Origin of the sequence: Microbacterium sp. (assembly GCF_048259935.1) — a bacterium.
Lineage (GTDB): Bacteria > Actinomycetota > Actinomycetes > Actinomycetales > Microbacteriaceae > Microbacterium.
The window spans coordinates 393,805-419,638 of sequence record NZ_JBLXHF010000001.1 but is presented as its reverse complement, the minus strand read 5'-3'; the positions used below and the strand labels follow the sequence as shown (position 1 = coordinate 419,638).

The following is a 25,834-nucleotide window of genomic DNA, read 5'->3' as shown; positions in this document are numbered from 1 at the left end:
GCGATAGCGCGTGGCAGGCCAAACAGCCGGCGTCGGGGGTTCGGACGACGGAGATTTCGGAGCCAATTCCTGGCTCGTCGACGAGCTGTATGTGCAGTTCAAAGCTGATCGCAACTCCGTAGACAAGGAGTGGTGGCCGATCCTGGAGAATTACGCACCGGATGCCGCAGTCGCTGTTCCCGCCTCCCCCACGGTGAACGCTTCGAACGACCAGCATCCAGTGACAGCTCCTATTCCGGTCATCGGATCGCAGCCCGTCGCCAGGACCACTGCCAAGCCTGCGAAGCAGGCGCCGATTCCTGCGCAGGCTCCGAAGCCTGCACCGAAGGAAGATCCCAACGACGAGAATTCCGACCAGGTCACGCCGCTTCGAGGTCTGACCAAGACGCTCGCGACGAACATGGACAAGTCGCTGACGATCCCCACCGCCACGAGCGTCCGCACGATCCCGGCGAAGCTGATGATCGACAACCGCATCGTGATGAACAACCACATGGCGCGTTCGCGCGGCGGCAAGGTCAGCTTCACTCACCTCATCGGCTGGGCGCTGATCAAGACACTCAAGGAGTTCCCGAGCCAGAACGTGTCGTATGCCGAGATCGACGGAAAGCCGTCTGTCGTCGCACCGGCCCACGTCAACCTTGGAATCGCGATCGATCTTCCCAAGCCCGATGGCACTCGCGCGCTCATGGTGCCCAGCATCAAGCGTGCAGAGACCCTCACCTTCACCGAGTATCTCGCGGCATACGAAGACCTCGTCACCCGTGCGCGGGGCAACAAGCTCACCGCCGCAGATCACGCCGGAGCGACCGTCTCTCTGACGAACCCCGGCGGTATCGGCACCGTGCACTCCGTGCCGCGTCTGATGAACGGCCAGGGCTGCATCATCGGCGCCGGTGCGCTCGAGTACCCGGCCGAGTTCCAGGGCTCCAGCCAGAAGACGCTCACCGAGCTCGGCATCGGCAAGACCATCACGCTCACCAGCACCTACGACCACCGCGTCATCCAGGGTGCGGGTTCGGGCGAGTTCCTCAAGAAGGTGCACGAGCTGCTCATCGGCCAGCGCGGCTTCTACGAGGAGATCTTCTCGGCGCTGCGCATCCCGTACGCGCCGATCCGCTGGAACGCTGACATCGCCGTCGACCTCGCTGAGCGCGTCGACAAGCAGTCACGCGTGCAGGAGCTCATCAACTCGTACCGCGTCCGCGGCCACCTCATGGCCGACATCGACCCGCTCGAGTACGTGCAGCGCTCGCACCCCGACCTCGAGATCGAAAGCCATGGTCTGACGTTCTGGGACCTCGACCGCGAATTCGTCACCGGCGGCTTCGGCGGCAAGCGTGTGATGAAGCTGCGCGACATCCTCGGCGTTCTGCGCGACTCGTACTGCCGCACGCTCGGCATCGAGTACATGCACATCCAGAACCCCGAGCAGCGGCGTTGGTTCCAGGAGAAGCTCGAGGTCAAGTACCAGAAGCCCGGTCACGACGAGCAGCTGCGCGTTCTCCGCAAGCTCAACGAAGCCGAGGCGTTCGAGACTTTCCTGCAGACGAAGTTCGTCGGCCAGAAGCGCTTCTCGCTCGAGGGCGGCGAATCGCTGATCCCGCTGCTCGATGAGGTCCTGCAGGGCGCTGCCACTGCAGGGCTCGACGGCGCTGCGATCGGCATGGCCCACCGTGGCCGCTTGAACGTGCTCACCAACATCGCCGGCAAGACCTACGGACAGGTCTTCCGCGAGTTCGAAGGCATCCAGACGCCGGGCAACCAGCGCGGCTCCGGAGATGTGAAGTACCACCTCGGCACCGAGGGCACCTTCATCGCAGATGATCGCTCCGAACTGCCGGTGTACCTCGCAGCGAACCCCTCCCACCTCGAAACGGTCGATGGCGTGCTCGAGGGAATCGTCCGCGCCAAGCAGGACCGCAAGCCCATCGGCACGTTCTCCTGGCTGCCGGTCCTCGTGCACGGCGACGCAGCATTCGCCGGCCAGGGAGTGGTCGTCGAGACTCTGCAGATGTCGCAGTTGCGGGGCTACCGCACCGGTGGCACCATCCACGTGGTCGTCAACAACCAGGTCGGCTTCACCACGACGCCGACGGATGCGCGCACCTCTGTCTACGCGACCGACGTCGCAAAGACGATCCAGGCGCCGATCTTCCACGTCAACGGCGATGACCCCGAGTCGGTCATCCACGTCGCTCGCCTGGCCTTCGAGTATCGCGAACGGTTCCATTCGGACGTCGTCATCGACCTCGTCTGCTACCGCCGACGCGGCCACAACGAGGGCGACGACCCCTCGATGACGCAGCCGCTGATGACCGATCTCATCCAGGCGAAGCGCTCGGTGCGAAAGCTCTACACCGAAGCTCTCGTCGGACGCGGCGACATCACCGAAGAAGAGTACGAGCAGGCCAAGGACGACTTCCAGAGCCGTCTCGAGGTCGCCTTCGCCGAGACCCACGCGGCCGAGACCGGGGCGACACCGATCGCGCCTGAGCTCTCTCCCGTGGACGAGGTCGTGGGCGAACCCGAAGTCACCGGTATCTCCCACGAGATCGTGGGTCTCATCGGCGAGGCGTTCGCCAACAAGCCGGAAGGCTTCACCGTGCATCCGAAGATCCAGCAGCTGCTGGACAAGCGGGTCGAGATGACCAAGTCGGGAGGCATCGACTGGGGCTTCGGTGAGCTCCTCGCCTTCGGCTCGCTCCTCGCCGAGGGCACCACCGTGCGCCTGGCCGGCCAGGACTCCCGGCGCGGCACCTTCGTGCAGCGCCACGCCGTCATGCACGACCGTGCGAACGGTCAGGAATGGCTGCCGTTGGCCAACCTCTCTGAGAGCCAGGGTCGTTTCTTCGTATACGACTCGCTGCTCAGCGAGTACGCCACCATGGCGTACGAGTACGGCTACTCTGTCGAGGCGCCTGAAGCACTGGTGCTGTGGGAGGCGCAGTTCGGCGACTTCGCGAACACCGCTCAGGCTGTGGTCGACGAGTACGTCTCTGCTGCTGAGCAGAAGTGGGGCCAGCAGTCCGGCGTCACGCTCCTGCTCCCGCACGGCTACGAGGGCCAGGGCCCTGACCACTCATCTGCCCGCATCGAACGCTTCCTGCAGCTGTGCGCGCAGGAGAACATGATCGTCGCTCGCCCATCGACTCCCGCGTCGTACTTCCACCTGCTGCGCCGTCAGGCCTACGCCCGCCCCCGCAAGCCGCTGATCGTCTTCACCCCGAAGGCGATGCTTCGACTGCGCGGTGCGACCAGCAGCGTCGAAGACTTCACCCAGGGTCGTTTCGAGCCGGTCATTGACGACAACCGCGAGCTGACCCGTGCTTCGGTGAAGCGCGTGCTGCTGCACTCCGGCAAGATCCACTGGGATCTGCGCAACGAGCTCGACAAGAACCCGAACCCGGAGATCGCTCTCGTGCGTCTCGAGCAGCTCTACCCGACGCCGCTCGATGCGCTGAGGAAGATCACCGACTCGTACCCCGATGCTGAGCTCGTCTGGGTGCAGGATGAGCCTGAGAACCAGGGTGCGTGGCCGTTCCTGGCCCTCGAGTTCGCGAAGGTCCGCGAGCGCGGTTTCCGCGTCATCTCCCGGACCGCTTCGGCGTCACCGGCAACGGGGTCGTCCAAGGTTCACGCGATCGAGCAGGCAGACCTGATCAAGCGCTCTCTGACGCTCGACTGATCCGCCGCCCGTCCTCAGTACCAGATGCTGAGGGCGGGCGCCCGGACAGCGCGGAAGGCGTCGTCGAGCGACGCGGCGATCTCTGCTGTCGTCGTCAGCCGCCCCGCGGCAAGCAGCTCCCTCGCGCTCACTCCCCCGGCGTACATCGCGGAGAGCGTGCCGATGTCGAGGGTCGCGTCTGCGGTCGCAGCATCCGATGCCTCGACCTTCGCGCGGCCGTCTGCGACGGTCAGTCGCCAGGTTCCGCTCGTGAACCCGAGCGGGTCCTCGATATGCAGCACGAGGTCGAGCGGTGTGCGGTACGTGCGCGCTTCCAGCGCCGCGCGCACATCGAGAATCCGCAGCCAGCCGTGGTCATGCACCCGCACGTCGACGCCGCGCGGGTCCTTCACGAGCCACGGCAGCGGATCGTCGGTGGGCCGCAGATCAGCGGTCACCTTGTCGACGAGGTCATGCTGCAGCGCGAAACCCCACAGCGCGACGAGCGCTTCATCAGTTACCGCTGTCAGCAGCGAGATCTTCAACTCGAACCGGAAGGCTCCGGGGATCTCGGCGAGCGTGTAGGCGAGCACTCCCCGTGCCGCGCCGTGCTGGTCGAGATAGCGCACACCGCGAACCGCAGCCGCCGAGGGATTCCCCGGCGCAAGCCCCGCGATTCGATCCCAGCGGCGCTCCCATCCGGCAACCTGGCCGGAGCGCTGAGTGCGCTCGACCTCGTGCAGAACAGCAAGGTTGTCGCGCAGCGCCTCCTTGTCCAGGTACTCCAGGCGTCCGGCGGGGGCGCCAGCCGCCCAGCCGGCACGGCGGGTATCGATGGTCATCGCGGCCATCGGAACGGCAGGAGCGAACCCGTAGCGACCGTAGATCGTCGCTTCCGAGACGGTCAGGCCCGCAACCGGGGTGCCGGATGCTGCCGCAGAGCGCAGTTCGCCTTCGAGGAGTGCTCGTGCGATGCCACGACGCCGGTGGGTACCGGACACCGTGACGGAGCTGATGGCCCACATATCGATCTCGCCGCCGGGGATCGTCAGAGGTGTGAGCCAGGAGTTCACCGTCGCGACCGGCCAGGAGCCCTCAGCGGCGCCGGCTTCGAACACGCCGACGTTGCGACGATCGGCGATCGCCGCAGCATCCGCCTCGACGACGTCGGCCGCGGGGTCCGCGTCCAAGAACCCGCGCGCATCCGCGCGGACGAACGCTTCGGCATCAGCCGGAGATGAGGCATCGATCGTGCGGTAGGTCAGCTGCTGACCTGCCAGGCGCTCGAAGGATTCGGGGTCGACGGGGATCTGGCGTGCGTCGGTCATCGTCCCAGCCTATGGGACGCCACAGTCCGCCCGCCCGCCCGAAAAGATCAGTGCGCGGCAGCCACGCGGAGTCGAGCGAGAACCTGATCGCGCAGCTCCTCCGGAGCGCTCTCCTTGCAGGCGCGAGCGACGACCTCGGTCAGGGTCTTCGCGACCAGCGCCTCATCCCGGCACTCCGGGCAGTTCTCGATGTGCTCCTTGAGCACGGAGTGCTGGGTCTTGCATACCTCGTTGCGGAGGTACTCCTCCAGGTCCTGACGCGCTTTGTCGCAGCCGCAATCGCTCATTTCGTGCTCCTCGTACTCGCCGTGGCGATTCCTCGCTCAGCGGCATAATCGGCCAGCAACTCGCGAAGCATCCGCCTGCCACGATGCAGACGGCTCATCACGGTGCCGATAGGGGTCTTCATGATGTCGGCGATCTCCTGGTAGGCGAAGCCTTCGACGTCTGCCAGGTAGACGGCCAGTCGGAAGTCCTCGGGGACCTCCTGCAGCGCGTCTTTGACAACCGATGCCGGCATCCGATCGATCGCCTCTGCCTCGGCGGAGCGGCTGTGCGACGCCGTCGTCGATTCCGCACCGCCCATCTGCCAGTCTTCGAGCTCGTCGATCGTGCCCTGATAGGGCTCGCGCTGCTTCTTGCGGTAGATGTTGATGTACGTGTTCGTCAGGATCCGGTAGAGCCACGCCTTGAGGTTCGTGCCCTGAGTGAATGACGACCACGACGCGAATGCCTTGACGAAGGTCTCTTGAACGAGGTCTGCAGCATCGGCGGGATTGCGCGTCATGCGCATACCTGCGGCGTACAGCTGATCCATGAAGGGGATCGCCTGTTCCTCGAACTCGCGCTGAGCGGTGCTCGTGGCGTCTGCGGGGGTCATGTCATCCATCACCGGCCAGTCTAGGCCGACGGTGTCTTCCACACGACGTTCCAGCGTCGCAGTCATCACCACTCCTTTCTCAGGGTTTCGATGGCCGCGGCGTTCACAGGGCCATTCACTATGGTTGAAACCGATGAGCGACACAACGTATTCCCCGTCCCCTACCGCTGGCGCGTACGACGCACCCGCGGTCACCGGCGCTGTGCACTCGACCGTGACGATTCCCGGGTCGAAGTCACTCACCAATCGAGAGCTGGTGATCGCCGCGATCGCCGATGGGCCTGGCCGGTTGACCGCCCCCCTCCACTCGGATGACTCGCGCCGGATGATCGAGGCGCTTCGCGCACTCGGCATCACGATCGAAGAGGTAGAGGGCCACGGCGAGTTCGGCCCTGATCTGCTGATCACCCCCGCTCCTCTGCGCGGCGACAGCACGATCGACTGCGGTCAGGCCGGTACCGTCATGCGCTTCATCGCACCCTTGGCCGGCCTTGCCAGCGAGGATGTGCACCTCACCGCACACGCGAACGCTCTGCATCGACCGATGGGGGCGATGATCACGGCCCTCCGCGACCTCGGCGTCGATATCGACGATGAGGGGACCTGGTCGCTTCCGTTCACCGTCCGCGGTCACGGGCGCATCCGCGGCGGTCGCGTCGAGATCGATGCCTCCGCATCCAGCCAGTTCGTCTCCGGACTCCTGCTGGCCGCTCCCCGCTTCGACGTCGGGCTGCATCTCGTGCACACCGGTGAGCATCTGCCGAGCCTCCCCCACATCGACATGACGATCGAGGCGCTGAGCCGTCGCGGCATCCGCATCGAGCGTCCGGCAACGGGCGAGTGGCTCGTCGAGAGCGGCGTTCCGCGCGCGAAAGAGATCGCGATCGAGCCGGATCTCTCCAACGCTGCGCCGTTCCTCGCCGCGGCGATGGTGACCGGCGGTGAAGTATCGATCACCGGTTGGCCCCTGCATTCCACCCAGCCCGGCGCGCTGCTGCCCGAGATCCTCCAGGCCATGGGGGCACACGTGAGCCGTCACAGCGGCACCATGACGGTGCGCGCTGGCGACCACATCCGCGGACTCGACCTGGACCTGTCCGCCGCGAGCGAGCTCTCCCCCACGATCGTCGGTCTTGCGGCATTCGCCGACGGGCCCACCACGATCCGCGGCATCGGTCACATCCGCATGCACGAGACAGATCGCATCGCAGCGCTCATCAACAACTTCGCCGCTCTCGGCGGCGAGATCGAAGAGCTGCCCGATGGCATGCGCATCATCCCGCGCCCGCTGCATGGCGGCGAATGGGGTGCGTACCACGATCACCGACTCGCCACCACCGGTGCGCTCATCGGCCTGCGCGTGCCCGGCGTCGTGATCGACGACATCGGCACCACCGCGAAGACGCTTCCCGAGTTCACACAGCTGTGGGAGCGGATGCTGGAAGAAGGCACCAACGCGTGAGCTGGCTCCCTCCCGATGATGACCTCGACGATGGATTCGAGGACTTCGACGAGAGCAGCATCCGCACCCGTCCGAATCCCAAAGCGAACCGGCCCCGCACCAAGCGCCGCCCTGCGCATGACGACGCCGAGATCGGCCGTGTCCTAGGCGTCGACCGAGGTCGCTACAGCGTGATGGTCGACGAAGACACCCCGGACGAGCGCGTCATAACCACCACGCGCGCCAGAGAGCTGCGCCGCAGCCCGATCGTCACAGGGGACCAGGCCCGTGTCGTCGGCGATATGTCCGGCACGACAGGGACGCTGGCACGGATCGTGGGGATCGTAGATCGCTCGTCGTTGCTGCGCCGAAGTGCAGACGACACCGATCAGGTCGAACGTGTGATCGTCGCCAATGCCGACCAGATGCTCATCGTGGTCGCCGCGGCAGACCCGGAACCCCGTCCGCGCCTCGTCGATCGTTATCTCGTCGCGGCTCTGGATGCCGGCATCCGCCCTCTTCTCGTCGTCACCAAGACCGACCTGGCAGACCCGACGCAGTTCCTCACGCACTTCGCAGGTCTTGACCTGCGGGTGTTCACGAGCGCGCAGGACACGATGCCCATCGATGAGATCGGTGCGTCGCTCATCAGCCACTCGACCGTCTTCGTCGGGCACTCAGGCGTCGGAAAATCGACGCTCGTGAACGCGCTCGTCCCCACAGCCGGACGCGCGACGGGGCACGTGAACCAGGTGACCGGTCGAGGTCGCCACACATCGTCGTCCACCGTATCGCTGCGGTATGAGAGCGAAGCGGGCACCGGCTGGGTGATCGACACACCCGGGGTTCGGTCGTTCGGTCTCGGTCATGTCGACACGTCGAATATTCTCGCGTCGTTCACCGAGCTGGCCGCGATCGCCCAGCGCTGTCCGCGCGGATGCACCCATCTGGCAGATGCTCCCGACTGTGCGCTGATCGAGGCAGCGGAAAACGGCGAGTTGAACCCCGCGGAGCTCTCCCGACTCGATTCACTGCAGCGTCTGCTGCAGACCTTCGCCGACAAGCACGAGGGTCGAGACGCCAAGTAGGCTGGGGGCGTGACTGATCTGCGCCTTGCCCCCGGAACCCCTGCCCCTGAATTCACGCTCCTCGACCAGGACGGCAATTCTGTCAGCCTGTCCGACCTGCGCGGCCAGAAGACGATCCTGTACTTCTACCCCGCTGCGATGACTCCCGGGTGCACCACGCAGGCCTGCGACTTCCGCGACAGTATCTCGTCGCTGCAGGGCGCCGGTTACCGTGTCGTCGGAGTGTCCCGCGACGAGCCGACGAAGCTCGCAACGTTCCGTGAGCGCGATGGCCTCACCTTCACGCTGCTGAGCGACCCCGATCACGCCGTTCACACCGCATACGGCGTCTGGGGCGAGAAGATGAACTACGGCAAGGTGACCGAAGGCGTCATCCGCTCGACCTTCGTCCTCGACGAGGAGTGCGTGATCACCCTCGCTCAGTACAACGTCAAAGCCACCGGTCACGTGGCTCGGCTTCGCAAGACACTCGGTCTCGACAACTGATCAGCTTTCGCTGTCTTCGTCTGCTTCGGCTACGACGCGCGCTTCTTTGCGAGTGGACGCGATCAGCAGAATGAAGCCGAGGAGCCCGGGGATTCCGACACCGAACACGAACGCCCATACGACCGGCTGCACCGTAAGGGATGCCAGGGCGAGAGCGATCGCGAGCACCTGAAGCACCACTCCGCCTGAACGCGCCCACATCAACCCTCGACGGGTACCCGCAGCGAACGCGAAAAGTGCCCCGGCGCCGATCAGAATCAACACGATGAGGGCGATCGCCGTCGGCAGAGACGCGGCCTCGCCGGAGCCGAGCTCGAAGAGGTCGATGAGCACGAACACGACCAGAACGGCTCCCTCGATCGCAAGGACCCCTGCGGCTGCCGTGGCAAGCGCAGGCGACCGCACGCTCTGATCTGTCACAGTGCCTCCTGGGATTTCTCGGATACCGGCAGAAAAGCCTTGATTTTGTACCCGTACTGTCACACAATGTTAACAGTCATGTGCTCCCACAGCGGCGTGGGGCGAGCAACCGCTCGCACTACAGATGAGCGACGATTCCCGATTCGTTGCACGAAATGAGTCGTCGCAACGCGATCGCTCACCAATCACCCCATACCGAGGAGCCACTATGGATTGGCGCGACAAAGCCGCCTGCCTTACCGTCGACCCCGAGCTGTTTTTCCCCGTGGGAAACACCGGCCCGGCCGTAGACCAGATCGAAAAGGCGAAGACTGTCTGCGCCACCTGCACGGTGACCGAGATCTGCCTGCAGTACGCCCTTGAGACCAGCCAGGACTCGGGCGTCTGGGGCGGCCTGTCCGAGGACGAGCGCCGCGCACTCAAGCGCCGCGCTGCTCGCGCACGCCGCGCTTCCTGAGTCTCAGCACGACCGATCGCCCGAGGCGCTGGCTGCGCTCTACTTGTTGAGCCAGCGCGTCGGGATATCGATCGACACCTCGGTGCCTTCGCCTTCGCTGCCGCGCCAGTCGATCGTGCCGCCGAGTTCTCCCTGGATCAGGGTGCGGATGATCTGCGTACCCAGCCCCTGGCCGATGCGCCCCTCGGGCAGACCGTGACCGGTGTCCCGCACCGAGACATGCAGGTTGTCGTCCGTGCGCACGGCATCGATGGTCACGCTGCCTTCCTTGCCGGCGAGGCCGTGCTCCACGGCGTTCGTGACGACCTCTGTGAGCGCCAGCGCCAGAGGGGTGGCGTACTCGCTCGGCAACACGCCGAAGCGTCCCGTCGAATGTGTGCGTGCACGCGTGTTGGGGGCCGCGGCGACTTCAGCGACGAGCTTGAGCACTCGATGGAAGACCTCATCGAAGTCGACTTTCTGAGTGAGCCCCTGGGCGAGAGTGTCATGCACGACGGCGATAGCGTCGACCCGGCGCATGGCCTGGGTAAGGGCATCCCGAGCCTCGTCTGAGTGCGTGCGGCGCGCCTGGATGCGCAACAGGGATGCCACCGTCTGCAGGTTGTTCTTCACCCTGTGGTGGATCTCACGGATCGTTGCGTCCTTGGTGATGAGCTCCTGCTCCTGATGGCGCAGCTCACTGACATCACGGCAGAGAATGATCGCGCCGATGCGCGTGCCGTGATCCTTGAGGGGAATCGCACGCAGCGACACCGTCACACCTCGCGCCTCGATGTCAGTGCGCCAGGGAGCACGGCCGGTGACGACCACGGGCAGAGACTCGTCGACCTGCCTCGTGGCCGGAAGGATGCGGGTTGTCACTTCGGCGAGCGACTCCCCTTCGAGCTCGTCGTCGAAGCCCATGCGATTGAAGGCGGAGAGCGCGTTAGGGCTCGCGAAAGTGGTCATGCCGTCTACGTCGATGCGGATCAGACCGTCAGAGGCGCGCGGTGCACCGCGCCGTGGTGAGGTCGGCGCGGTGAGATCAGGGAATTCACCGGAGGAGATCATCCGGAACAGATCATCGGCGCACTCATCGAAAGTGATCTGCTGACGCGAGGGCGTGCGCACCTCTCCGAGGTTCGTGTGCCTGGTGAGGACACCGATCACCGTCGGCTCATCGCCGCTCCGGCGGCGGACCCGGATGATCGGCACGGCCCGCACCCGTGTCGGTGTCTCTTCGAACCAGTCCGGAGACGAGGAATCGACGATCTCGGCGGCATCGAAAGCGCCCTGGACCTGGGTGCGCCACTGCGGGCGCACCCGCTCACCGACGATGTCGCGGTAGAACAGGGTGGCGGCGCCGCTGGGGCGCGTGTGAGCGACCGCAACGAAAGAACCATCGTTCGTCGCTGCCCAGATGACGATGTCAGCAGAAGCCAGATCGGCGAGAAGCTGACCGTCACCGGTGAGACGGTGGAGCCATTCGACGTCATCGTCGGTCAAGCAGCCCTGGGCATGGACGAGATCACTGAGGGTTGACACCCTTCAAGCCTACTCAGCACACGCACCGCTACAGCACAGCGAACGACGTGGCGCGCCAACGGCGATCCAGCCCTTCGAGGCGAATCGCCACTGCGCGCGTTCGGCCGGGACCGGCGACGATGACGACAGCCTCGACGATTCCGTCGGCGGGCACCGTCTCGCGGATCGAGAGGATCTCGAACACAGGTCGCACCGGTGCCGTGCCGCGCGCACTGCGCGCCCGAGCCGCGAGGTTGGCGCGAGCGCCGAGCTTGCGGAATGCTTCCTCGCTGAACCAGCGTGCCAACTGATCGATCTCACGGACGCCGGCGAATACTTCGAGAACACCCTGGGTGAGGCTCCGGATCAACGGAGTGGGGCTCGGCAGGGCAGACGTCGATGTCGGCTGCGGGGCAAAATACTCTTGAAGCATCATCGTGATCACTCTCGGTCTGGAACGCATGCCAGTAGAGCACGCGTCAGGTCCTCCGCGTGGGGGTGATCACGAAAGATGTGGATAACCCGTAGAGGCCCCCGCGCCGTCCTTTACGCTCGTCATGTGCATTGGGATCGACTGTTCGAAGACCTCGAGGGCCAGCTCGCCGGCGAATGGGAGGCCGAGCGCGCCGCTTTGGATGCCGAAGCCGAACGGCTGCGCATCGCGAAGCTGACCCTCCGCGCTCGTGTGCGGATGCTGCACCAGACCGACGCTCCCCTCACCCTGTACATCGCAGGGGGCGAGCGCTGCTCCGGACGCCTTCGCGCGATGGGGGCGGACTGGCTGGCGGTGCAGACCGTCGACTCCCCCAGCGCACTCATCGTTCCTCTGCACGCGGTCTCGAGCATCGAGACTCATCACGGCGCGATTCTCGACACACTCGATGACCGCGCAGTCGCACCAGACGGCATCCGTGATCGCATGACGCTCGGGTTTCTCCTGCGAGATCTCGCTCGGCGCCGGCTGGCGCTTCGGATCGGCCTGACCGACGGAGAGACGGTGCACGGCACGATTGATCGGGCTGGTGAAGACCATCTCGACCTCGCCGTGCATGATGCGGGCCAGGCCCGGCACGCTCACGCCGTGCGGGCGTTCCGGCTGGTGCCGTTCAGCGCGGTGACGTGGCTGCGAACCTCGAGCGCGACGTTCTAGGAGCGCGGCTGGTGTCCCCACACCTCGGGGAAGCTCGCATCATCGGCCTGGTGCCACAGAGCAGTCCGTCTGGCATCTTCGGTCTGCTCCGCGAGGTAGTCGGCGATGCTCGCCTCTTCTACCCGCCAGCGCGCAGGAGAACCGAGTCGAGCGCCGCGCAGTCGTCCCTCGACGACAAGCGACATGACCTCGTCCAACTCGATGTCGAGCAGCTCGGCAACCTGCGCGGGCGCGAGGAATCGAGGAGCAGATGCGGGCGAATCGGCCATGTACCCATTGTGGCCTCCCGCAGTCGTCCGCTTATACCGCCCCGCGACCCTGTGGATAACTTCTGAGCCGTTTCCACAGATTCTGTGACGATGTGTTCATGACGACGCATCCGCGTGCCCGGCACGCTTTCTGGAGTGATATCCGGTTCCTCATCGGTATCGCGCTGGTCATCCTTTCCATCGTCGGAGTCTGGCTGGTCGTATCGACGGCACGCGATACGACCCCCGTGCTGCAGGCGAACCGCACCGTCGTAGAGGGTGCACCCCTCACCTCAGACGATTTCCGCGTCGTCGAGGTCAGCCTCGGCGCAGCGGCCAAGGAGTACATGGCTCCGCAAGACCTCGAGGCCGGGCTGATCGCATCGCGCACGGTGGGCTCCGGCGAGCTGCTGCCAGCGGTGGCGACGGCTGATGCGCAGAGCAGTCGCACGACCAACATCGTCATCGAGAGCAGCATCGGCCTCCCCGAGCACATCGGCGTCGGCACGCCGGTGGAGCTCTGGTACTCGCCGGTGATGGGCGATACCGATGAGTTCGACGCACCGCGCATCCTCGCAGCCGACGCCGTCGTCGCGTCGGTGCCAGACAGCGACGGCATGCTGGCACAGCGAAGCGCCGCTGTCGAGGTCGTCATCGACCGCGCCGATATCGCCGAGGTCCTGGCGGCCGTCACCGATGGTGCGGCGCTGTCGGTCGTACCGCGAGGATCCGGGTCATGACCTCCGCGCTGATCGCGCTCCCCGAGCCGCGCGCATCCGAGATCGCCGCAGATCTGGAGCGCACCGGAATCGAGGTCGTCGGAATCGCGACTCCCGGAGAGGTGCCCAGCGCGCTGCTCACTCGTGCTGATGCCATCATCCTTCCCGCGACTCGAGCGGCCCTCAGCGGCGACCTCATCGCCGCCTGCGACATGGCTGGCGTACGCATCGTCACCCTCGGCGCAGCAGAAACCCGACTGCTCAGCCGACACGGGTTGCCTGAAGCACTGCCCGACGACTCCGACGCATGGCAGATCGCGGATGCGCTCTCCGAAGACGCTCCGGCTCCCACGGCGTCGGCCCCGGCATCGCAGCGCCGCATCATCGCGGTCTGGGGCTCGCACGGCTCCCCCGGGCGCTCCACAGTGGCGATCCAGCTCGCGACTGAACTCTCGCGCACCGCACATCAGTGCGCGCTCATCGACGCCGATACTGTGGCACCCTCGCTCGCCCTGCTGCTCGGCCTGGGCGACGACGCACCAGGTCTTGCTGCCGCATGCCGCCGTGCGGAGTTCGGCGGCCTGGACGCCGCAGAGCTCGGTCGCCTCGCCTCGGCCGTTGAGACGGCATCCGGTGGCCTCAACGTCTTCGCCGGCATCAATCGTCCTTCGCGCTGGCCGGAGATCTCCGCCGATCGCATGAAGACGACGCTGGGCGTGTGTCGCGACTGGGCCGATGTGACAGTGGTCGACGTCGCGGCTTCGTTCGATTCCTACGAGGAGGTCTCCGATGACCTCCTCGGTCCGCGCCGGCATGCCTCGACGACCGCCGTTCTGCGAGAAGCCGACGTCATCGTCGCGGTCACCGCCGCTGACCCACTGTCGATCTCACGCTTTCTGCGCGATCACGCGGAACTGCGCAATCTGGTCGGCCCGCTCCCCCGTATCGCCGTGGTCGCGAACAAGGTGCGTCCCGGCCCCCTGGGCATCGATGCGCGGGGTCAGATCCGCCGCTCGCTCGAACGGTTCGCCGGCATCACCGATGTCACGTTCCTGCCTTTCGACCAGCGAGCCGCCGATGCCGCGCTGCTGCACGGTCGCACGATGGCCGACGTCACCCCGCGCTCCGCACTGGTCACTGCCGTGCGCAGGCTCGCAGAGCGCCTCGATCCCGCTCCGGCACCCGTGCTCACACGGGCTACTGCCGATAGCTCGCGAGGAAGTTCCCGAGCCGCTCGATGGCTTCGCCGAGGACGCGCGGCTCCGGCAGCGTGACGACACGGAAGTGATCAGGGGTCGGCCAGTTGAACCCGGTCCCCTGCACGAGCAGAATCCGCTCGGCGACCAGCAGATCGTAGACGAACTTCTCATCGTCGTGGATCTGGTGCACCTCAGGATCCAGCCGCGGGAATGCGTACAGTGCTCCCTGCGGCTTCACACAAGAGATTCCGGGGATCGACTCGAGCCCCTTCCACGCGATGTCTCGCTGCTCATGCAGACGTCCTGTCGGAGCGATGAGGGAGCCGATCGACTGGACACCGCCGAGGGCTGCTTGCACGGCGTGCTGGGCGGGGACGTTCGGGCACAAGCGTGTCGAGGCGAGAAGGGTGATGCCCTCCAAGAAGCCCTTCGCATGACGCTGAGGGCCGGTGATCACGACCCAGCCAGACCGGTAGCCCGCAACACGATACGTCTTGGAGAGACCGTTGAAGGTCAAACAGAGCAGATCCGGTGCGAGCGTCGCCGTCGGGATGTGCACGGCATCATCGAAGAGGATGCGGTCGTAGATCTCGTCGGACAGCAGCAGCAGCTGATGCTCCCTGGCGATCTGCACGATCCCCTCCAGCACCTCACGTGAATACACGGCACCGGTGGGGTTGTTGGGGTTGATGATGACGATCGCCTTGGTCTTCGGCGTGATCTTCGAGCGAATGTCCTCGAGATCAGGGCTCCAACCGCTCTCCTCATCGCACACGTAGTGCACGGGGTCGCCTCCAGCGAGACTGGTCATCGCCGTCCAGAGCGGATAGTCCGGAGCCGGGATGAGCACCTCATCGCCCTCATCGAGCAATGCCTGCATCGTCATAGTGATGAGCTCGGACACACCATTGCCGAGGTAGACGTCTTCTGGCCCGAACTGCGGGAAGCCGGGCACCTCTTCGTACCGACTGACGACGGCGCGACGCGCAGAGATGATCCCCTTGCTGTCGCTGTACCCGTGCGCGGTCGGCAACGCTGCGAGCATGTCGTGCACGATCTGGTGCGGAGCCTCGAAACCGAAGATCGCGGGGTTACCGGTGTGCAGCTTGAGGACGTTGTGGCCCTCCGCTTCCAGGCGCGCCGCCTCGACGAGCGCTTTACCGCGAATCTCGTACAGGACGTTCTTCAGCTTCGACGACTGGTCGAAGGTGCGCATGGGAGTCATTGAAAAAGCCTACCGGCTCTCGCCGGTAGGCCCTCTCACGTCAGATCTACTTCTTCTTCTTGCCCGCAGCTCGACGCTGTTCGCGATTCTGCGGTGCCGCGGCCGGAGCATCCGTCCGTTGGCCGAAGGCGCCTCGAGGCGCCTCCTGCTGCGGTGCGGGCGCTGCGCCACCGGAGGCTGCGGCGGCCTCGGCGGCCTTGCGAACCCGGTCAGTGGCGGACTGCTGCACCTGACCGCGCTCGTTGCGCACCTCGACGTCACCGGCGTCGTTGGGAGCGGAGTACTCCAGGCGCTGGTCGCCGCCATCGGTGACGAGCCCCTTGGCTTCGACCTCGGTCGTCTGCGAGTCCTCGGCACTGCGCACCTCGACCTCGAGGTTGTAGAGGTAGCCGACTGACTCTTCCTTGATCTGCCCCATCATCGACTGGAACATCGCGTAGCCCTCGCGCTGATACTCGATCAGCGGATCGCGCTGCGCCATGGCCCGAAGCCCGATGCCGTCCTTGAGGTAGTCCATCTCGTAGAGGTGATCGCGCCAGCGGCGGTCGAGCACCTGCAGCACGACGCGTCGCTCGAGTTCACGGGTCGCCGCCTCGCCGAGGGTCTCCTCGCGCTTCTCGTACGCGATCTTGGCGTCGGAGAGCAGCTCACGGGTGAGGCCATCGGTCGTGATGCCGCCCTTGCGGCCACCGGCCTCTGCCACGACCTCGTCGATGGTGACGCTGACCGGGAAGAGGGTCTTCAGCTCTGTCCAGAGCGCGTCGAAGTCCCAGCTCTCGGTGTGGCCCTCGCCGGTGTGGTCGGTGACGACGCCGGTGATGGCGTCCTCGATGAAGTGCTGCACGCGGTCCGCGATGTCATCGCCCTGCAGGATATGACGGCGGTCGGTGTAGATCGCTTCACGCTGACGGTTGAGAACGTCGTCATACTTCAAGACGTTCTTGCGCATCTCGGCGTTGCGCGACTCGACCTGCGACTGCGCACTGCGGATGGCGCGCGAGACCAGCCCCGACTCGATCGGAACGTCATCGGGGAAGTTCGTCCTCGCGAGGATCGCCTCGGCCGCACCCGACTGGAAGAGGCGCATCAGGTCGTCGGTGAGGCTGAGGTAGAAGCGGCTCTCACCCGGGTCACCCTGACGACCCGATCGACCGCGCAGCTGGTTGTCGATTCGGCGCGACTCGTGGCGCTCGGTGCCGAGCACGTAGAGGCCGCCTGCTTCGATCACCTTCGAGCTCTCTTCGGCGACGACTGACTTCATCTGCTCGTACGTCTCGTCCCAGGCCGATTCGTACTCGTCAGGCGTCTCTGCGGGGTCAAGGCCCCTCCCTCTGAGCTCCTGCACCGCGAGGAACTCCGCGTTACCGCCGAGCATGATGTCGGTACCGCGACCTGCCATGTTCGTGGCGACGGTGACCGCGCCGAGGCGACCGGCACGAGCGACGATCTCGGCCTCGCGTGCGTGGTTCTTGGCGTTGAGGACCTCGTGCTTGATGCCCTTCTTCGCCAGGAGGCGTGAGAGGTACTCGCTCTTCTCGACGCTGGTGGTGCCGACGAGAATCGGCTGCCCGGTTTCGTGGCGCTCGGCGATGTCCTCTACGACCTGCTCGAACTTCACCGTCTCGTTCTTGTACACGAGGTCGGCCTTGTCCTTGCGGATCATCGGCCTGTTCGTCGGGATCGGCACGACACCGAGCTTGTACGTCGACATGAACTCGGCGGCTTCGGTCTCAGCCGTACCCGTCATTCCGCCGATCTTCTCGTAAAGACGGAAGTAGTTCTGCAGCGTGACCGTGGCGAGGGTCTGGTTCTCGGCCTTGACCGGAACACCTTCCTTCGCCTCGATGGCCTGGTGGATGCCCTCGTTGTAGCGGCGGCCGACGAGGATGCGGCCGGTGTGCTCATCGACGATCATGACCTCGTCGTTCATAACGACGTAGTCCGTGTTCTTCTTGAACAGCGCGAGGGCCTTGATCGAGTTGTTGAGGAACGAGATGAGCGGCGTGTTGGCGGACTCGTAGAGGTTGTCGATGCCGAGGTAGTCCTCGACCTTCTCGATGCCGGGCTCGAGCACACCGATCGTGCGCTTCTTCTCGTCGACCTCGTAGTCCTCGCCCGCCTCGAGTGTGCGAGCGATCTTCGCGAACTCGGTGAACCAGCGGTTGGCCTCACCTGACGAGGGCCCCGAGATGATCAGCGGTGTACGGGCCTCGTCGATGAGGATCGAGTCGACCTCATCGACGATGACGAAGAAGTGCTCGCGCTGAACGAGGTCTTCCTTGCGCCACGCCATGTTGTCGCGCAGATAATCGAAGCCGAATTCGTTGTTGGTGCCGTAGGTGATGTCGCACAGGTACTGCTCGCGACGGACCGCCGGTGTCTGCCCGGAGACGATCGTTCCGGTGGTCATGCCGAGTGCGCGGTACACACGCCCCATGAGCTCGGCCTGATAGCTCGCGAGGAAGTCGTTGACCGTGACCAGGTGCGCGCCCTTGCCGGCGATCGCGTTGAGGTACATCGCGAAGACAGCCGTGAACGTCTTGCCCTCACCGGTCTTCATCTCGGCGATGTTGCCGAAGTGCAGGGCTGCTCCACCCATGATCTGCACGTCATACGCACGCATGCCGAGAATTCGCTTGCCGGCTTCACGCACGGCTGCGAATGCCTCCGGCATCAGCTTGTCCAGGGATTCACCGCCGTCGTATCTCGCGCGCAGTGCGGTCGTCTCGTTCTGAAGCTCGTCGTCGGTGAGTTTCTCGAAGTCCTCTTCGAGTGCATTCACGGCCTTGGCGACCTGATTCAACCTGCGGAGGATTCGTCCTTCTCCTGCGCGCAGCAGCTTCTCAAGAGGATTCGCCACTTTTAGTCTCCCTGTGGGGTCAAGGTCCCAGCCACCCAGATCGGGCTTCGGCGCCGGGCATACTTCGCTATGTTACCGGCCCGTGACCCGCACGTCGCCTGCACAGGACACGCCACCGCGTCAGATCGGATGCTGGCATACCCGTTCGCAGATATATTTACTGAGAAATCACTTCAGGAGGTCTTCTTGTCCGTTCGTCAGAGCCTGCTCGCGATCCTCGACCAGGGCCCATGCTACGGCTATCAGCTGCGGGCGGAGTTCGATCGCCGTACGGGCTCGACATGGCCCTTGAACGTCGGCCAGATCTACAACACCCTCGAGCGCCTTGAGCGCGATGGCCTCGTCGACCGCGGCGACGCCGATGAGCAGGGTCACGTGTACTGGCAGATCACGGATGCCGGATCCGCGGAGGTCGCCCAGTGGCTCTCCTCCCCCGTCGTGCGCGCCCAGGCGACGCGCGACGAGCTCGCGCTCAAGCTCGCGGTGGCTGCAACCCTCCCCGGCGTCGATGCCACCGCGGTCATCCACGCACAGCGGCGCGCGTCACTCGCGCACCTGCACAGCGTGCAGCACGCCACCTATACCGGCGGCGACGCCGAAGACGCAGCGGGACTCGCCTGGTCGCTCGTCATGGACTCGATGATCTTCACCGCCGAGGCCGAGCTCCGATGGCTCGATCACATCGAGGCGCGCCTCGCGCTGCATCCGCTCTCCGGGATGGGACTGGAGCTCGCGACTGAGCATCCCAAACGCGGACGACCGTCGAGCCGGGCGGCTGCGCGATAAATCCGACCGTGCGCCAGCCGGCTGCAACCACCCACAGCCCGCACATGGCATACGGAAAGTAGGATCAACCCATGGCCGGTTTCTGGGGTAAGCGCAAACGTGAGCAAGAGGCCGTGCAGGCGGCACAGGATGCCGATCTCGCCCGCCGTGCCGAGCAGGCGCTCGTCGCCGCCGACGAGCGCATTCGCACGGCGAATGACGAGCTCGCCTTCGCCGAGGCAGAGCTCGGCGTCTCGATGACCAAGGATCTGAAGGCCGCTCTCGACTCGGTGCGGACGCACCTGCGCGAAGCGTTCCAGCTGCACCAGCTCAACCACGACGAGATCCCCGACACCGACGAAGAGCTGCGCACTCGCAACGCTCGCATCGTGCAGCTGTGCGATTGGGCAGAGGATCTGCTCGACGAGAAGACCGCAGCCCTCGCGCAATCGATCTCTCGCGTGCGCCAGGCGCCGCAGATCATCGCGAAGGTGCGCGCGGATGCCGAAGCTCTGGCCGCACGGATCCCACAGACCCGTTCCGCGATCGAGCGCCTGTCCACGCGCTATTCCGACTCCGCGATGCAGCAGATCTCCGCATCTGCCGGTGAGGCCGAGCAGCTCATCTCCTTCGCCACCCACGGCGCCGATGTTTCGGAGCGCCGCCGCGCCGCACGCCAGAACGAAGAGGCGAACCTCGCGCTCGAGACAGCGACCGAGGCGACCAGGCGCGCAGGCGCATTGATGGATGCCGTGGAGGACTTCGAGATCGAAGCACTGCGCGCAGAGTCCACCCTCGCCGAAGTCGTGGCCGACTCACGCGGAGACATCGTCGCAGCGCGCAATGCTCCCAACGTCACGGCGGTCGCGACGGCCGTGAGCAACCTGGAGCGTGCGCTGGAAGCCCTGTCTCCCGCGGGCGCACGGAATGACCCGTTCGCCGAGCTGACCCAGCTGCGCAACGCGAACACTGCTCTCGATGACGCCATTGCGAAGGCCCACTATCGCGCACAGAACCCGTTGCCCAGCGTCGCCCAGGTGCAGCATTCGCTCGATGACGCCGACCGCCAGCTCGGCGTCGCTCGCGGCCTGATCTCCGGTCACCGCGGCTGGATCGGCGCGGATGCCCGCACTCGCTTCGCTGAAGCAGAGCGTCTTCGGATCGACATCCCAGAGATGATCCGGCCTGAGGAGACCCGCGAGCAGGCGCTTGCGGCATCCCGTCGCGTCGCCCAGCTCGCCGCAGAGGCACTGCAGCTCGCGCAGCGCGACATCGACTCGGCCCGCCCGCAGCAGCAGGGCTGGGGCGGCGACGGATGGGGCGGCGGCCGCCGTGGAGGCGGCGGCGACATCATGGGCGGCATCATGGGCGGCCTTGTCATCGGCAGCATCCTGGACGGAATCTTCGACTGAGTCTGAACGACTTCGACTGAGTCTGAACGAAGAAGCGGCCCGCTCCATCACTGGAGCGGGCCGCTTCTTCGAGATCAGGATGCGAGGGCTTCGGCCTCCTCAGGCGAGGCCTGGGTGGTCAGTGAGATCACACCGTAGTCCCATCCCTTGCGCCGGTATACGACGCTCGGGTGATCGGTGCGGGCATCGACGAACAGGAAGAAGTCGTGACCGACGAGCTCCATCCGGTCGACCGCCTCTTCGACTGTCATCCACTCGGCATCGAAGTTCTTGGTCCGGATGACGACGGGCGAGTAGATCTCTTCCTCGTCGTTCTGGATCGGAACGGCACCGGTAGCGACGGCGCGCAACACTTCGACGGATGCGGGTTGCACATCGATCCCTTCGATCGATCCGCTTTCCTTTTCGAAGTGCGCCCCGCGCGGGTGGTGACGACCATCGACGCGCTTCTCCTTCGCGCGGCGCAACTGCTCGGACATCTTGTCGACGGCTTGGTCGAGGGCGACGAACTTGTCGCCGTCAACGGCCTCGGCGCGAACGACCGGCCCCTTGCCCACAAGGGTGAGTTCCACGGTCTCATCGGGAACGCGACCGCCGCGATAGGCACGGTGCGTGACCTTGACGTCCAGCCGCTGCGCTTTCGCTGCGAGCTGCTGGATACGGGCGATTTTCTCTTCGACAACGGTTCGGAAGCGATCGGTGATACCCACCCCGACGCCAACGATGCTTGTTTCCATTGCTGCCTCCTTGTCCCGGTCCTCCCGGCCAAGGGCGGACCGTGGTCGCCTTGTGACCCCCTACCGTAGTCCCCGTTCCTCTGCTTGTCACGAACCATTCACCATGAATTTGCTCAGAGCTCGCGGCGTCTGGGGGTCGCTGCCAGAGCGAGGGCCCCGCACACCCGGAATCCTGCGTCTCGCAGGGCTCGCGCCCCTTCGTCGAGCGTTGCTCCCGTGGTCACGACATCATCGAAGAGCAGGATCTCCTGCGCACCCCGGGCGTGTCGCGCACGCATGCTGCCCGCCACATTCTGACGTCGCTGTTCGAGGTCGAGTTCGCGCTGATCCTGAGTTCGTCGGGTCTGCGTGAGGAGGCGCGACGGGGTGAGACCTGCGCGATGCATCAGCAGCTCCGGCACCCGGTATCCCCGCCGTCGGAACGCGGCCCTGCTCGTCGGCACCGGCACGAGCACCGCTTTCGGATGCCGGCGCAGGAGCTCTTCTCCTGCCACCGCCACGGCCGCGCCGAGAGGACGAGCGAGGACGGTTTCGCCGTCCTCCTTGATGCGGCGGATGCAGCGGGCTGCGACACCCTCGAATGGGAAGGCTGCCGTGACCTCCAGTCCATCGGGCGTCGATGCGGCCGTCACGTGCGCGTCGAGCTCGCCATGGCACTGCGCGCACAGCAGGGTTCCCGGTGCGTCACAGCCCGCACAGCTCCCCGACAGCATGAACGCCGCAAGCTCATCCACCAGTGTCTTCCACTCGCCCATGCGTCGATCATGAGTGATCAGGCACCGCAGAATCACCCGTGCGACGTGATCTGTGCAGACGCTGCGCCTGTGCAGGAGGAGTGGCTACTGCCCTGCGTGCGAGCCGAGCACGAGCACATCGGCCAGACTCATCTGCCAGGTCGTGCCTCGCTGAGCGAAGAGAACGCCTGCCTCGTCGAGAATGCGCACGGCCACCGATGTGCGTCCGCCCGAGATCGCCATTGCTTGGGCGGGCGCCGCGGCTTCCGTTCCCGGTCCGCCGACCTTCTGCGTCAGCATCACACGCGCAGCATCCGAGTCCACGAGTATTCCGAGAGTGTCATCGCCGATCCACGACATCCCCATGACTTCGCCTTCGATCTGTGCCACCGGATGCGCGGGCCCGATCTCAACCGGCACCTGGTTCTGGTCACGTACGATCACGGCGAGCGCGAGCCAGCGCTGCCCGCCGACAGTGATCACGGCGGCGAGGCGCACACCGTCCGCCGCAACACGGACCGCCGAGATCGCCGAGGCATCGGGGAATGCACCGGCTGGCGTGATCGGCGTCACGTCCGACTGCCACGCGGTGAGCGCCTGGGGCGCCGACGCCGGCACCGACCATGTGAATCCGTAGGGATCGATGGACGGCTTTATCAGCCCCGGTCTCGCATCGAGCTGGTCCACCCGGCCATCAGACACCGTGAAGACCTCCCCGTTTTTGAGCTGCACGGCGGCATGCGAGTCGTCTACTGCGACATCGATGGCCTGCACAGAGGGGGCGATCTCGACGATCTCGTTGGTGATGCCGTCGTAAGGAATGATCTCCTCACCGATGTATGTACCGAACTGCGCCTCGGTGAGGACCATGGGGCTCGATTCCGTGCGCCCCGTCTCGATGGTGGCCCGCCCTGCATCGAGATCACGGCCGTTGACGGTGAGCCGCACCTCCGTGACACCCGCCGGTCGCAGCGTCGCCTCGAGTTGAGTCCGCATCCGTGCGGTCTGCGTCGGGTCCAGCGCAGAGGCATTCGGGGTGAGGTCCACAGTCGCGATCTTCTCCGGGCTGATAGGCACGGCGTCGCGAGCGAGGGTGACGTCTCCAGGAATCGCGCTGCGCACGGCCGGCGCCAGCCACTCGCTGGGCTCGCCGTTGAGAAGAGCCTGCGTGAGCGTCGTGGCGACCGTCTGCCGCCGGGGGTACCAGCGCACGTCGGGCACGAGATGCGTCCAACTGTGATCGAAATACTGGAGCGAGTACCGCCGATACACCTGCGAGAAAGCCTCAGCGTCCAGGAAGATCCCGTCGTCGGCGACCGCGATCCGCCACTCGCCATCATCGTTGCGCTCGACCTGGAACGAGGCCACCGCGTCATCGCCGGTCAGTTCGGTGTACTGGCCGGCCTCATCGATGCGAGCGACCTGGTCCAGCACCACGCGCACGTCCGCGTTCGCCGCGGTCTCCTCCTCACCGTCGATGTCGGCAGTGAACTCTCGCGCGGGCGCTCCGGAATCGATCGACACTCCGGCGCTCGGACGCCAGGTGTCCGCCAGCTGAGGAGTCAGGAACTCGCGAGCGATCGCCCAGCCGTTATCGGGCGTGAGCGCAGCATCCAGAAATCCTTCGACGATCTGCTCAGGGCTCGCGCCCTCCAAGGGGCGGGCAGCGATCTGGCTGATGTCAGGATCGAAATCGACGTCGTCCACCGAGAGCCCGGCATTGGCCTCTCCCGACATCGGCAGACTCGTGCATGCGGTGAGAGCCGCGACGAGGGTGGCGAGCGCCATCAGGCCGAGAGAACGACGTGTGCGAGTCATGATCGGTCCTCCCCGGCATTGTCTGTCGGCGGGGTGAAGTACATCTCCCGCAGTTCAGTGAGCTGAATGGGCTGCGTCGTTCCTCCGACGTCGACCAGCGACTCCTGCGGCTCGACAGAAACCGGCGATGGCCCCTCCAGCACTCGGCCGTCACGCGGCACGGTGAGGACGAAGTTCGTCCCGATGGCGAGCTCCGACCACACACCGAGGGTTCCGCCGTGCAGTTTCGCATCTCCCAGCGCGATCGAGAGGCCAAGGCCCGTGCCCCCGATCGTGCGCTGCCGCGAGGGATCGGCGCGCCAGAACCTGTCGAAGACGCGTTCGGCGTCTTCGGGCTTCATCCCGAGCCCGAAGTCGCGCACGCCGACGGCGACCGCGTACTGGTTGCTGTCGACGGTGACGACCACCGGATGCCCCTCTCCATGCTCGATCGCATTGCCGACGAGATTGCGCAGCACTCGCCGCACACGACGCGGATCCATGTCGACCGGTGAATATCCGCCGGGCGCGACCAGCCGAATCTCCGACCCGCGCTCCTCGGCGAGCGGCTCCATCTGATCGATGATGTCTTCTGCGAGCTCGGCGAGGCTGGTCGGCTCGAGCTCGAGCTGCACGGAGCCCGCGTCGTAGCGGCTGATCTCGAGAAGGTCGCTGAGGAGGGTCTCGAACCGCTGCACCTGCGTATGCAGCAGCTCGGCCGTGCGGTTCATCGTCGGGTCGAACTGCTCCCGCTGATCGTTGAGCATGTCTGCGGCGAGACGGATGGTCGTCAGCGGTGTGCGCAGCTCGTGCGAGACGTCCGAGACGAAGCGCTGCTGCACGAGCGAGAGCTCGCCGAGTTCCTTGATCTGTGCCTCGATGCTGTCGGCCATCGCGTTGAACGACTGGGCAAGGGTGGCCAGCTCGTCTTCACCGTGAACAGGAAGCCGCACTTCGAGGTCTCCCGAGGCCAGCCTGGCACTGGTCTCTGCCGCTTCGATGATCGGCTTGGACACCAGACGCAGCACCACCCAGGAGATCCCGGCGATGATCGCGATGAGAACGAGGCCCGCGGCCCAGAGCGTGCTCTGCACGAACTGGAGCGTGTTCTGCGAATCTGCCAGGTCGTAGGCGATGTATACGGCGAACGCCCCCACCTCCGGCACGAACAGCTGCTGGCCCACCACGATCCCCGGGGCCATGGACCCGTCTGGCATGGGCATCGCCACCGACTGCCACGACTGCCGGTCGGGGAAGGAGATGACTCGTTCACGCAGCCCGTCGCTGAGCAGATCCGCTCTCAGGTCGGTGGTGAATCCGCGCACACCGGTGCCCACCGGAATGTCGCCGATCGAGTACACCGCGACGTGAGTGGATGAGGACGCGCGAGGGATCGTGTCCTGCACATCGGCCCACAGTGCACGCAGCCCCTGGGGGTCATCAGTGACCTCTGCGGAGTCCAGCGTGTTCTGCGCCTCGGCGACCGCACGCAGCGCATCCGAGAGCACCTCATCGCGGCGCGACTCGAACAGGTTGTTCTGGATCACCAGAGCCATAATCAGGCTCGTGATGAAGATCGACAGTGAGGTCAGCAGCAGCGTGATCGTGATCGTGCGAAATCGGAGCGAGCGTCGCCACATATCGGCGATCGCTTCTGGCCAGCCACGCGGGTCGCGCCACAGTACGACGGTGGTGGGAGTCGCAGTGGTCGCGATCAC

At 65.6% G+C, this 25,834-nt stretch carries 23 protein-coding genes; 10 read left to right on the top strand and 13 right to left on the bottom strand.

The genetic code is table 11. The features are described 5' to 3' along the window. Positions 1-10 precede the first annotated feature (10 nt). Positions 11-3,688, top strand: a complete 3,678-nt coding sequence (locus tag ACN0RC_RS01900) for a multifunctional oxoglutarate decarboxylase/oxoglutarate dehydrogenase thiamine pyrophosphate-binding subunit/dihydrolipoyllysine-residue succinyltransferase subunit (RefSeq protein ID WP_417508358.1) — start codon at positions 11-13, stop codon at positions 3,686-3,688. Between the two features lie 14 nt (positions 3,689-3,702). Here the strand turns inward: ACN0RC_RS01900 and ACN0RC_RS01895 are convergent, their stop codons facing one another. Genes ACN0RC_RS01895 through ACN0RC_RS01885 form a run of 3 tightly spaced genes read right to left on the bottom strand, consistent with a single transcriptional unit; the run spans position 3,703 to position 5,941 of the window. Next, positions 3,703-4,995, bottom strand: coding sequence for a GNAT family N-acetyltransferase (locus tag ACN0RC_RS01895; RefSeq protein ID WP_417508357.1), 1,293 nt, complete (start codon positions 4,993-4,995; stop codon positions 3,703-3,705). Positions 4,996-5,042: 47 nt separating this feature from the next. Further along, positions 5,043-5,282: a zf-HC2 domain-containing protein gene (locus ACN0RC_RS01890; protein ID WP_417508356.1), complete on the bottom strand. Its 240-nt coding sequence runs from the start codon at positions 5,280-5,282 to the stop codon at positions 5,043-5,045. Next, on the bottom strand, positions 5,279-5,941 hold the full coding sequence (locus ACN0RC_RS01885; RefSeq protein WP_417508355.1) for a sigma-70 family RNA polymerase sigma factor: 663 nt from the start codon (positions 5,939-5,941) through the stop codon (positions 5,279-5,281). The genes ACN0RC_RS01890 and ACN0RC_RS01885 overlap by 4 nt, the downstream gene beginning before the upstream one ends. A 67-nt stretch (positions 5,942-6,008) precedes the next feature. Between ACN0RC_RS01885 and aroA the strand changes: the two genes are divergently transcribed. Genes aroA through bcp form a run of 3 tightly spaced genes read left to right on the top strand, consistent with a single transcriptional unit; the run spans position 6,009 to position 8,890 of the window. Next, positions 6,009-7,337 carry a 3-phosphoshikimate 1-carboxyvinyltransferase gene (aroA, locus tag ACN0RC_RS01880; protein WP_417508354.1) on the top strand — a complete coding sequence of 443 codons (1,329 nt, stop codon included), beginning with the start codon at positions 6,009-6,011 and terminating at the stop codon, positions 7,335-7,337. Further along, the gene (gene rsgA / locus ACN0RC_RS01875) at positions 7,334-8,404 is read left to right on the top strand and encodes a ribosome small subunit-dependent GTPase A (protein WP_417508353.1); all 1,071 of its coding nucleotides are present in this window, start codon (positions 7,334-7,336) and stop codon (positions 8,402-8,404) included. The genes aroA and rsgA overlap by 4 nt, the downstream gene beginning before the upstream one ends. Before the next feature lie 9 nt (positions 8,405-8,413). Then, positions 8,414-8,890 carry a thioredoxin-dependent thiol peroxidase gene (bcp, locus tag ACN0RC_RS01870; RefSeq protein WP_417508352.1) on the top strand — a complete coding sequence of 159 codons (477 nt, stop codon included), beginning with the start codon at positions 8,414-8,416 and terminating at the stop codon, positions 8,888-8,890. On the opposite strand, the gene ACN0RC_RS01865 is transcribed toward bcp, so the two are convergent. After that, positions 8,891-9,310 carry a hypothetical protein gene (locus ACN0RC_RS01865; protein WP_417508351.1) on the bottom strand — a complete coding sequence of 140 codons (420 nt, stop codon included), beginning with the start codon at positions 9,308-9,310 and terminating at the stop codon, positions 8,891-8,893. Between the two features lie 208 nt (positions 9,311-9,518). Here ACN0RC_RS01865 and ACN0RC_RS01860 point away from each other — a divergent pair, with 208 nt between their 5' ends. Continuing rightward, complete coding sequence (locus ACN0RC_RS01860) at positions 9,519-9,767, top strand: WhiB family transcriptional regulator (RefSeq protein WP_017203224.1); 249 nt, start codon at positions 9,519-9,521, stop codon at positions 9,765-9,767. Between the two features lie 39 nt (positions 9,768-9,806). Here ACN0RC_RS01860 and ACN0RC_RS01855 read toward each other — a convergent pair whose 3' ends face one another. Together ACN0RC_RS01855 and ACN0RC_RS01850 are read right to left on the bottom strand one after the other, a co-directional pair. Next, the gene (locus tag ACN0RC_RS01855; protein WP_417508350.1) at positions 9,807-11,291 is read right to left on the bottom strand and encodes a sensor histidine kinase; all 1,485 of its coding nucleotides are present in this window, start codon (positions 11,289-11,291) and stop codon (positions 9,807-9,809) included. Between the two features lie 28 nt (positions 11,292-11,319). Continuing rightward, the gene (locus ACN0RC_RS01850; protein WP_417508349.1) at positions 11,320-11,706 is read right to left on the bottom strand and encodes an Rv3235 family protein; all 387 of its coding nucleotides are present in this window, start codon (positions 11,704-11,706) and stop codon (positions 11,320-11,322) included. 123 nt (positions 11,707-11,829) lie between these two features. Here ACN0RC_RS01850 and ACN0RC_RS01845 point away from each other — a divergent pair, with 123 nt between their 5' ends. Further along, entirely contained in the window at positions 11,830-12,420 is a 591-nt protein-coding gene (locus ACN0RC_RS01845) for a hypothetical protein (RefSeq protein WP_417508348.1), read from the top strand. On the opposite strand, the gene ACN0RC_RS01840 is transcribed toward ACN0RC_RS01845, so the two are convergent. Then, positions 12,417-12,689 (bottom strand): helix-turn-helix domain-containing protein, encoded by a 273-nt coding sequence (locus ACN0RC_RS01840; protein WP_417508347.1) that lies wholly within the window; start codon positions 12,687-12,689, stop codon positions 12,417-12,419. The genes ACN0RC_RS01845 and ACN0RC_RS01840 overlap by 4 nt on opposite strands. 98 nt (positions 12,690-12,787) lie before the next feature. Here ACN0RC_RS01840 and ACN0RC_RS01835 point away from each other — a divergent pair, with 98 nt between their 5' ends. Together ACN0RC_RS01835 and ACN0RC_RS01830 are read left to right on the top strand one after the other, a co-directional pair. Then, the gene (locus tag ACN0RC_RS01835; protein ID WP_417508346.1) at positions 12,788-13,408 is read left to right on the top strand and encodes a hypothetical protein; all 621 of its coding nucleotides are present in this window, start codon (positions 12,788-12,790) and stop codon (positions 13,406-13,408) included. Next, positions 13,405-14,661, top strand: coding sequence for an AAA family ATPase (locus ACN0RC_RS01830; RefSeq protein ID WP_417508345.1), 1,257 nt, complete (start codon positions 13,405-13,407; stop codon positions 14,659-14,661). The genes ACN0RC_RS01835 and ACN0RC_RS01830 overlap by 4 nt, the downstream gene beginning before the upstream one ends. Here the strand turns inward: ACN0RC_RS01830 and ACN0RC_RS01825 are convergent. After that, entirely contained in the window at positions 14,585-15,811 is a 1,227-nt protein-coding gene (locus tag ACN0RC_RS01825; protein ID WP_417508344.1) for a pyridoxal phosphate-dependent aminotransferase, read from the bottom strand. The genes ACN0RC_RS01830 and ACN0RC_RS01825 overlap by 77 nt on opposite strands. A gap of 46 nt (positions 15,812-15,857) precedes the next feature. Beyond that, positions 15,858-18,671, bottom strand: coding sequence for a preprotein translocase subunit SecA (secA, locus tag ACN0RC_RS01820; RefSeq protein WP_417508343.1), 2,814 nt, complete (start codon positions 18,669-18,671; stop codon positions 15,858-15,860). 186 nt (positions 18,672-18,857) lie between these two features. Here secA and ACN0RC_RS01815 point away from each other — a divergent pair, with 186 nt between their 5' ends. Together ACN0RC_RS01815 and ACN0RC_RS01810 are read left to right on the top strand one after the other, a co-directional pair. Next, complete coding sequence (locus ACN0RC_RS01815; protein ID WP_417508342.1) at positions 18,858-19,457, top strand: PadR family transcriptional regulator; 600 nt, start codon at positions 18,858-18,860, stop codon at positions 19,455-19,457. A gap of 71 nt (positions 19,458-19,528) precedes the next feature. Then, entirely contained in the window at positions 19,529-20,848 is a 1,320-nt protein-coding gene (locus ACN0RC_RS01810) for a hypothetical protein (RefSeq protein WP_417508341.1), read from the top strand. Positions 20,849-20,922: 74 nt separating this feature from the next. On the opposite strand, the gene hpf is transcribed toward ACN0RC_RS01810, so the two are convergent. The 4 genes from hpf to mtrB form a co-directional block, all read right to left on the bottom strand. Beyond that, complete coding sequence (hpf, locus tag ACN0RC_RS01805) at positions 20,923-21,585, bottom strand: ribosome hibernation-promoting factor, HPF/YfiA family (RefSeq protein ID WP_417508340.1); 663 nt, start codon at positions 21,583-21,585, stop codon at positions 20,923-20,925. 113 nt (positions 21,586-21,698) lie between these two features. After that, entirely contained in the window at positions 21,699-22,340 is a 642-nt protein-coding gene (locus tag ACN0RC_RS01800) for a ComF family protein (protein WP_417508339.1), read from the bottom strand. A gap of 84 nt (positions 22,341-22,424) precedes the next feature. Beyond that, positions 22,425-24,137: a GerMN domain-containing protein gene (locus ACN0RC_RS01795; RefSeq protein WP_417508338.1), complete on the bottom strand. Its 1,713-nt coding sequence runs from the start codon at positions 24,135-24,137 to the stop codon at positions 22,425-22,427. Continuing rightward, positions 24,134-25,834, bottom strand: coding sequence for an MtrAB system histidine kinase MtrB (gene mtrB / locus ACN0RC_RS01790; RefSeq protein ID WP_417508337.1), 1,701 nt, complete (start codon positions 25,832-25,834; stop codon positions 24,134-24,136). The genes ACN0RC_RS01795 and mtrB overlap by 4 nt, the downstream gene beginning before the upstream one ends.

What these genes read in the sequence shown, in the direction of transcription:
- ACN0RC_RS01895 (WP_417508357.1), bottom strand. Translation starts at nt 4,995, where the DNA reads ATGACCGACGCACGCCAGATCCCCGTCGACCCCGAATCCTTCGAGCGC.
- ACN0RC_RS01890 (WP_417508356.1), bottom strand. Translation starts at nt 5,282, where the DNA reads ATGAGCGATTGCGGCTGCGACAAAGCGCGTCAGGACCTGGAGGAGTAC.
- ACN0RC_RS01885 (WP_417508355.1), bottom strand. Translation starts at nt 5,941, where the DNA reads ATGACTGCGACGCTGGAACGTCGTGTGGAAGACACCGTCGGCCTAGAC.
- aroA (WP_417508354.1), top strand. Translation starts at nt 6,009, where the DNA reads ATGAGCGACACAACGTATTCCCCGTCCCCTACCGCTGGCGCGTACGAC.
- ACN0RC_RS01860 (WP_017203224.1), top strand. Translation starts at nt 9,519, where the DNA reads ATGGATTGGCGCGACAAAGCCGCCTGCCTTACCGTCGACCCCGAGCTG.
- ACN0RC_RS01850 (WP_417508349.1), bottom strand. Translation starts at nt 11,706, where the DNA reads ATGATGCTTCAAGAGTATTTTGCCCCGCAGCCGACATCGACGTCTGCC.
- ACN0RC_RS01840 (WP_417508347.1), bottom strand. Translation starts at nt 12,689, where the DNA reads ATGGCCGATTCGCCCGCATCTGCTCCTCGATTCCTCGCGCCCGCGCAG.
- ACN0RC_RS01835 (WP_417508346.1), top strand. Translation starts at nt 12,788, where the DNA reads ATGACGACGCATCCGCGTGCCCGGCACGCTTTCTGGAGTGATATCCGG.
- ACN0RC_RS01830 (WP_417508345.1), top strand. Translation starts at nt 13,405, where the DNA reads ATGACCTCCGCGCTGATCGCGCTCCCCGAGCCGCGCGCATCCGAGATC.
- ACN0RC_RS01825 (WP_417508344.1), bottom strand. Translation starts at nt 15,811, where the DNA reads ATGACTCCCATGCGCACCTTCGACCAGTCGTCGAAGCTGAAGAACGTC.
- ACN0RC_RS01810 (WP_417508341.1), top strand. Translation starts at nt 19,529, where the DNA reads ATGGCCGGTTTCTGGGGTAAGCGCAAACGTGAGCAAGAGGCCGTGCAG.
- hpf (WP_417508340.1), bottom strand. Translation starts at nt 21,585, where the DNA reads ATGGAAACAAGCATCGTTGGCGTCGGGGTGGGTATCACCGATCGCTTC.
- ACN0RC_RS01800 (WP_417508339.1), bottom strand. Translation starts at nt 22,340, where the DNA reads ATGGGCGAGTGGAAGACACTGGTGGATGAGCTTGCGGCGTTCATGCTG.
- ACN0RC_RS01795 (WP_417508338.1), bottom strand. Translation starts at nt 24,137, where the DNA reads ATGACTCGCACACGTCGTTCTCTCGGCCTGATGGCGCTCGCCACCCTC.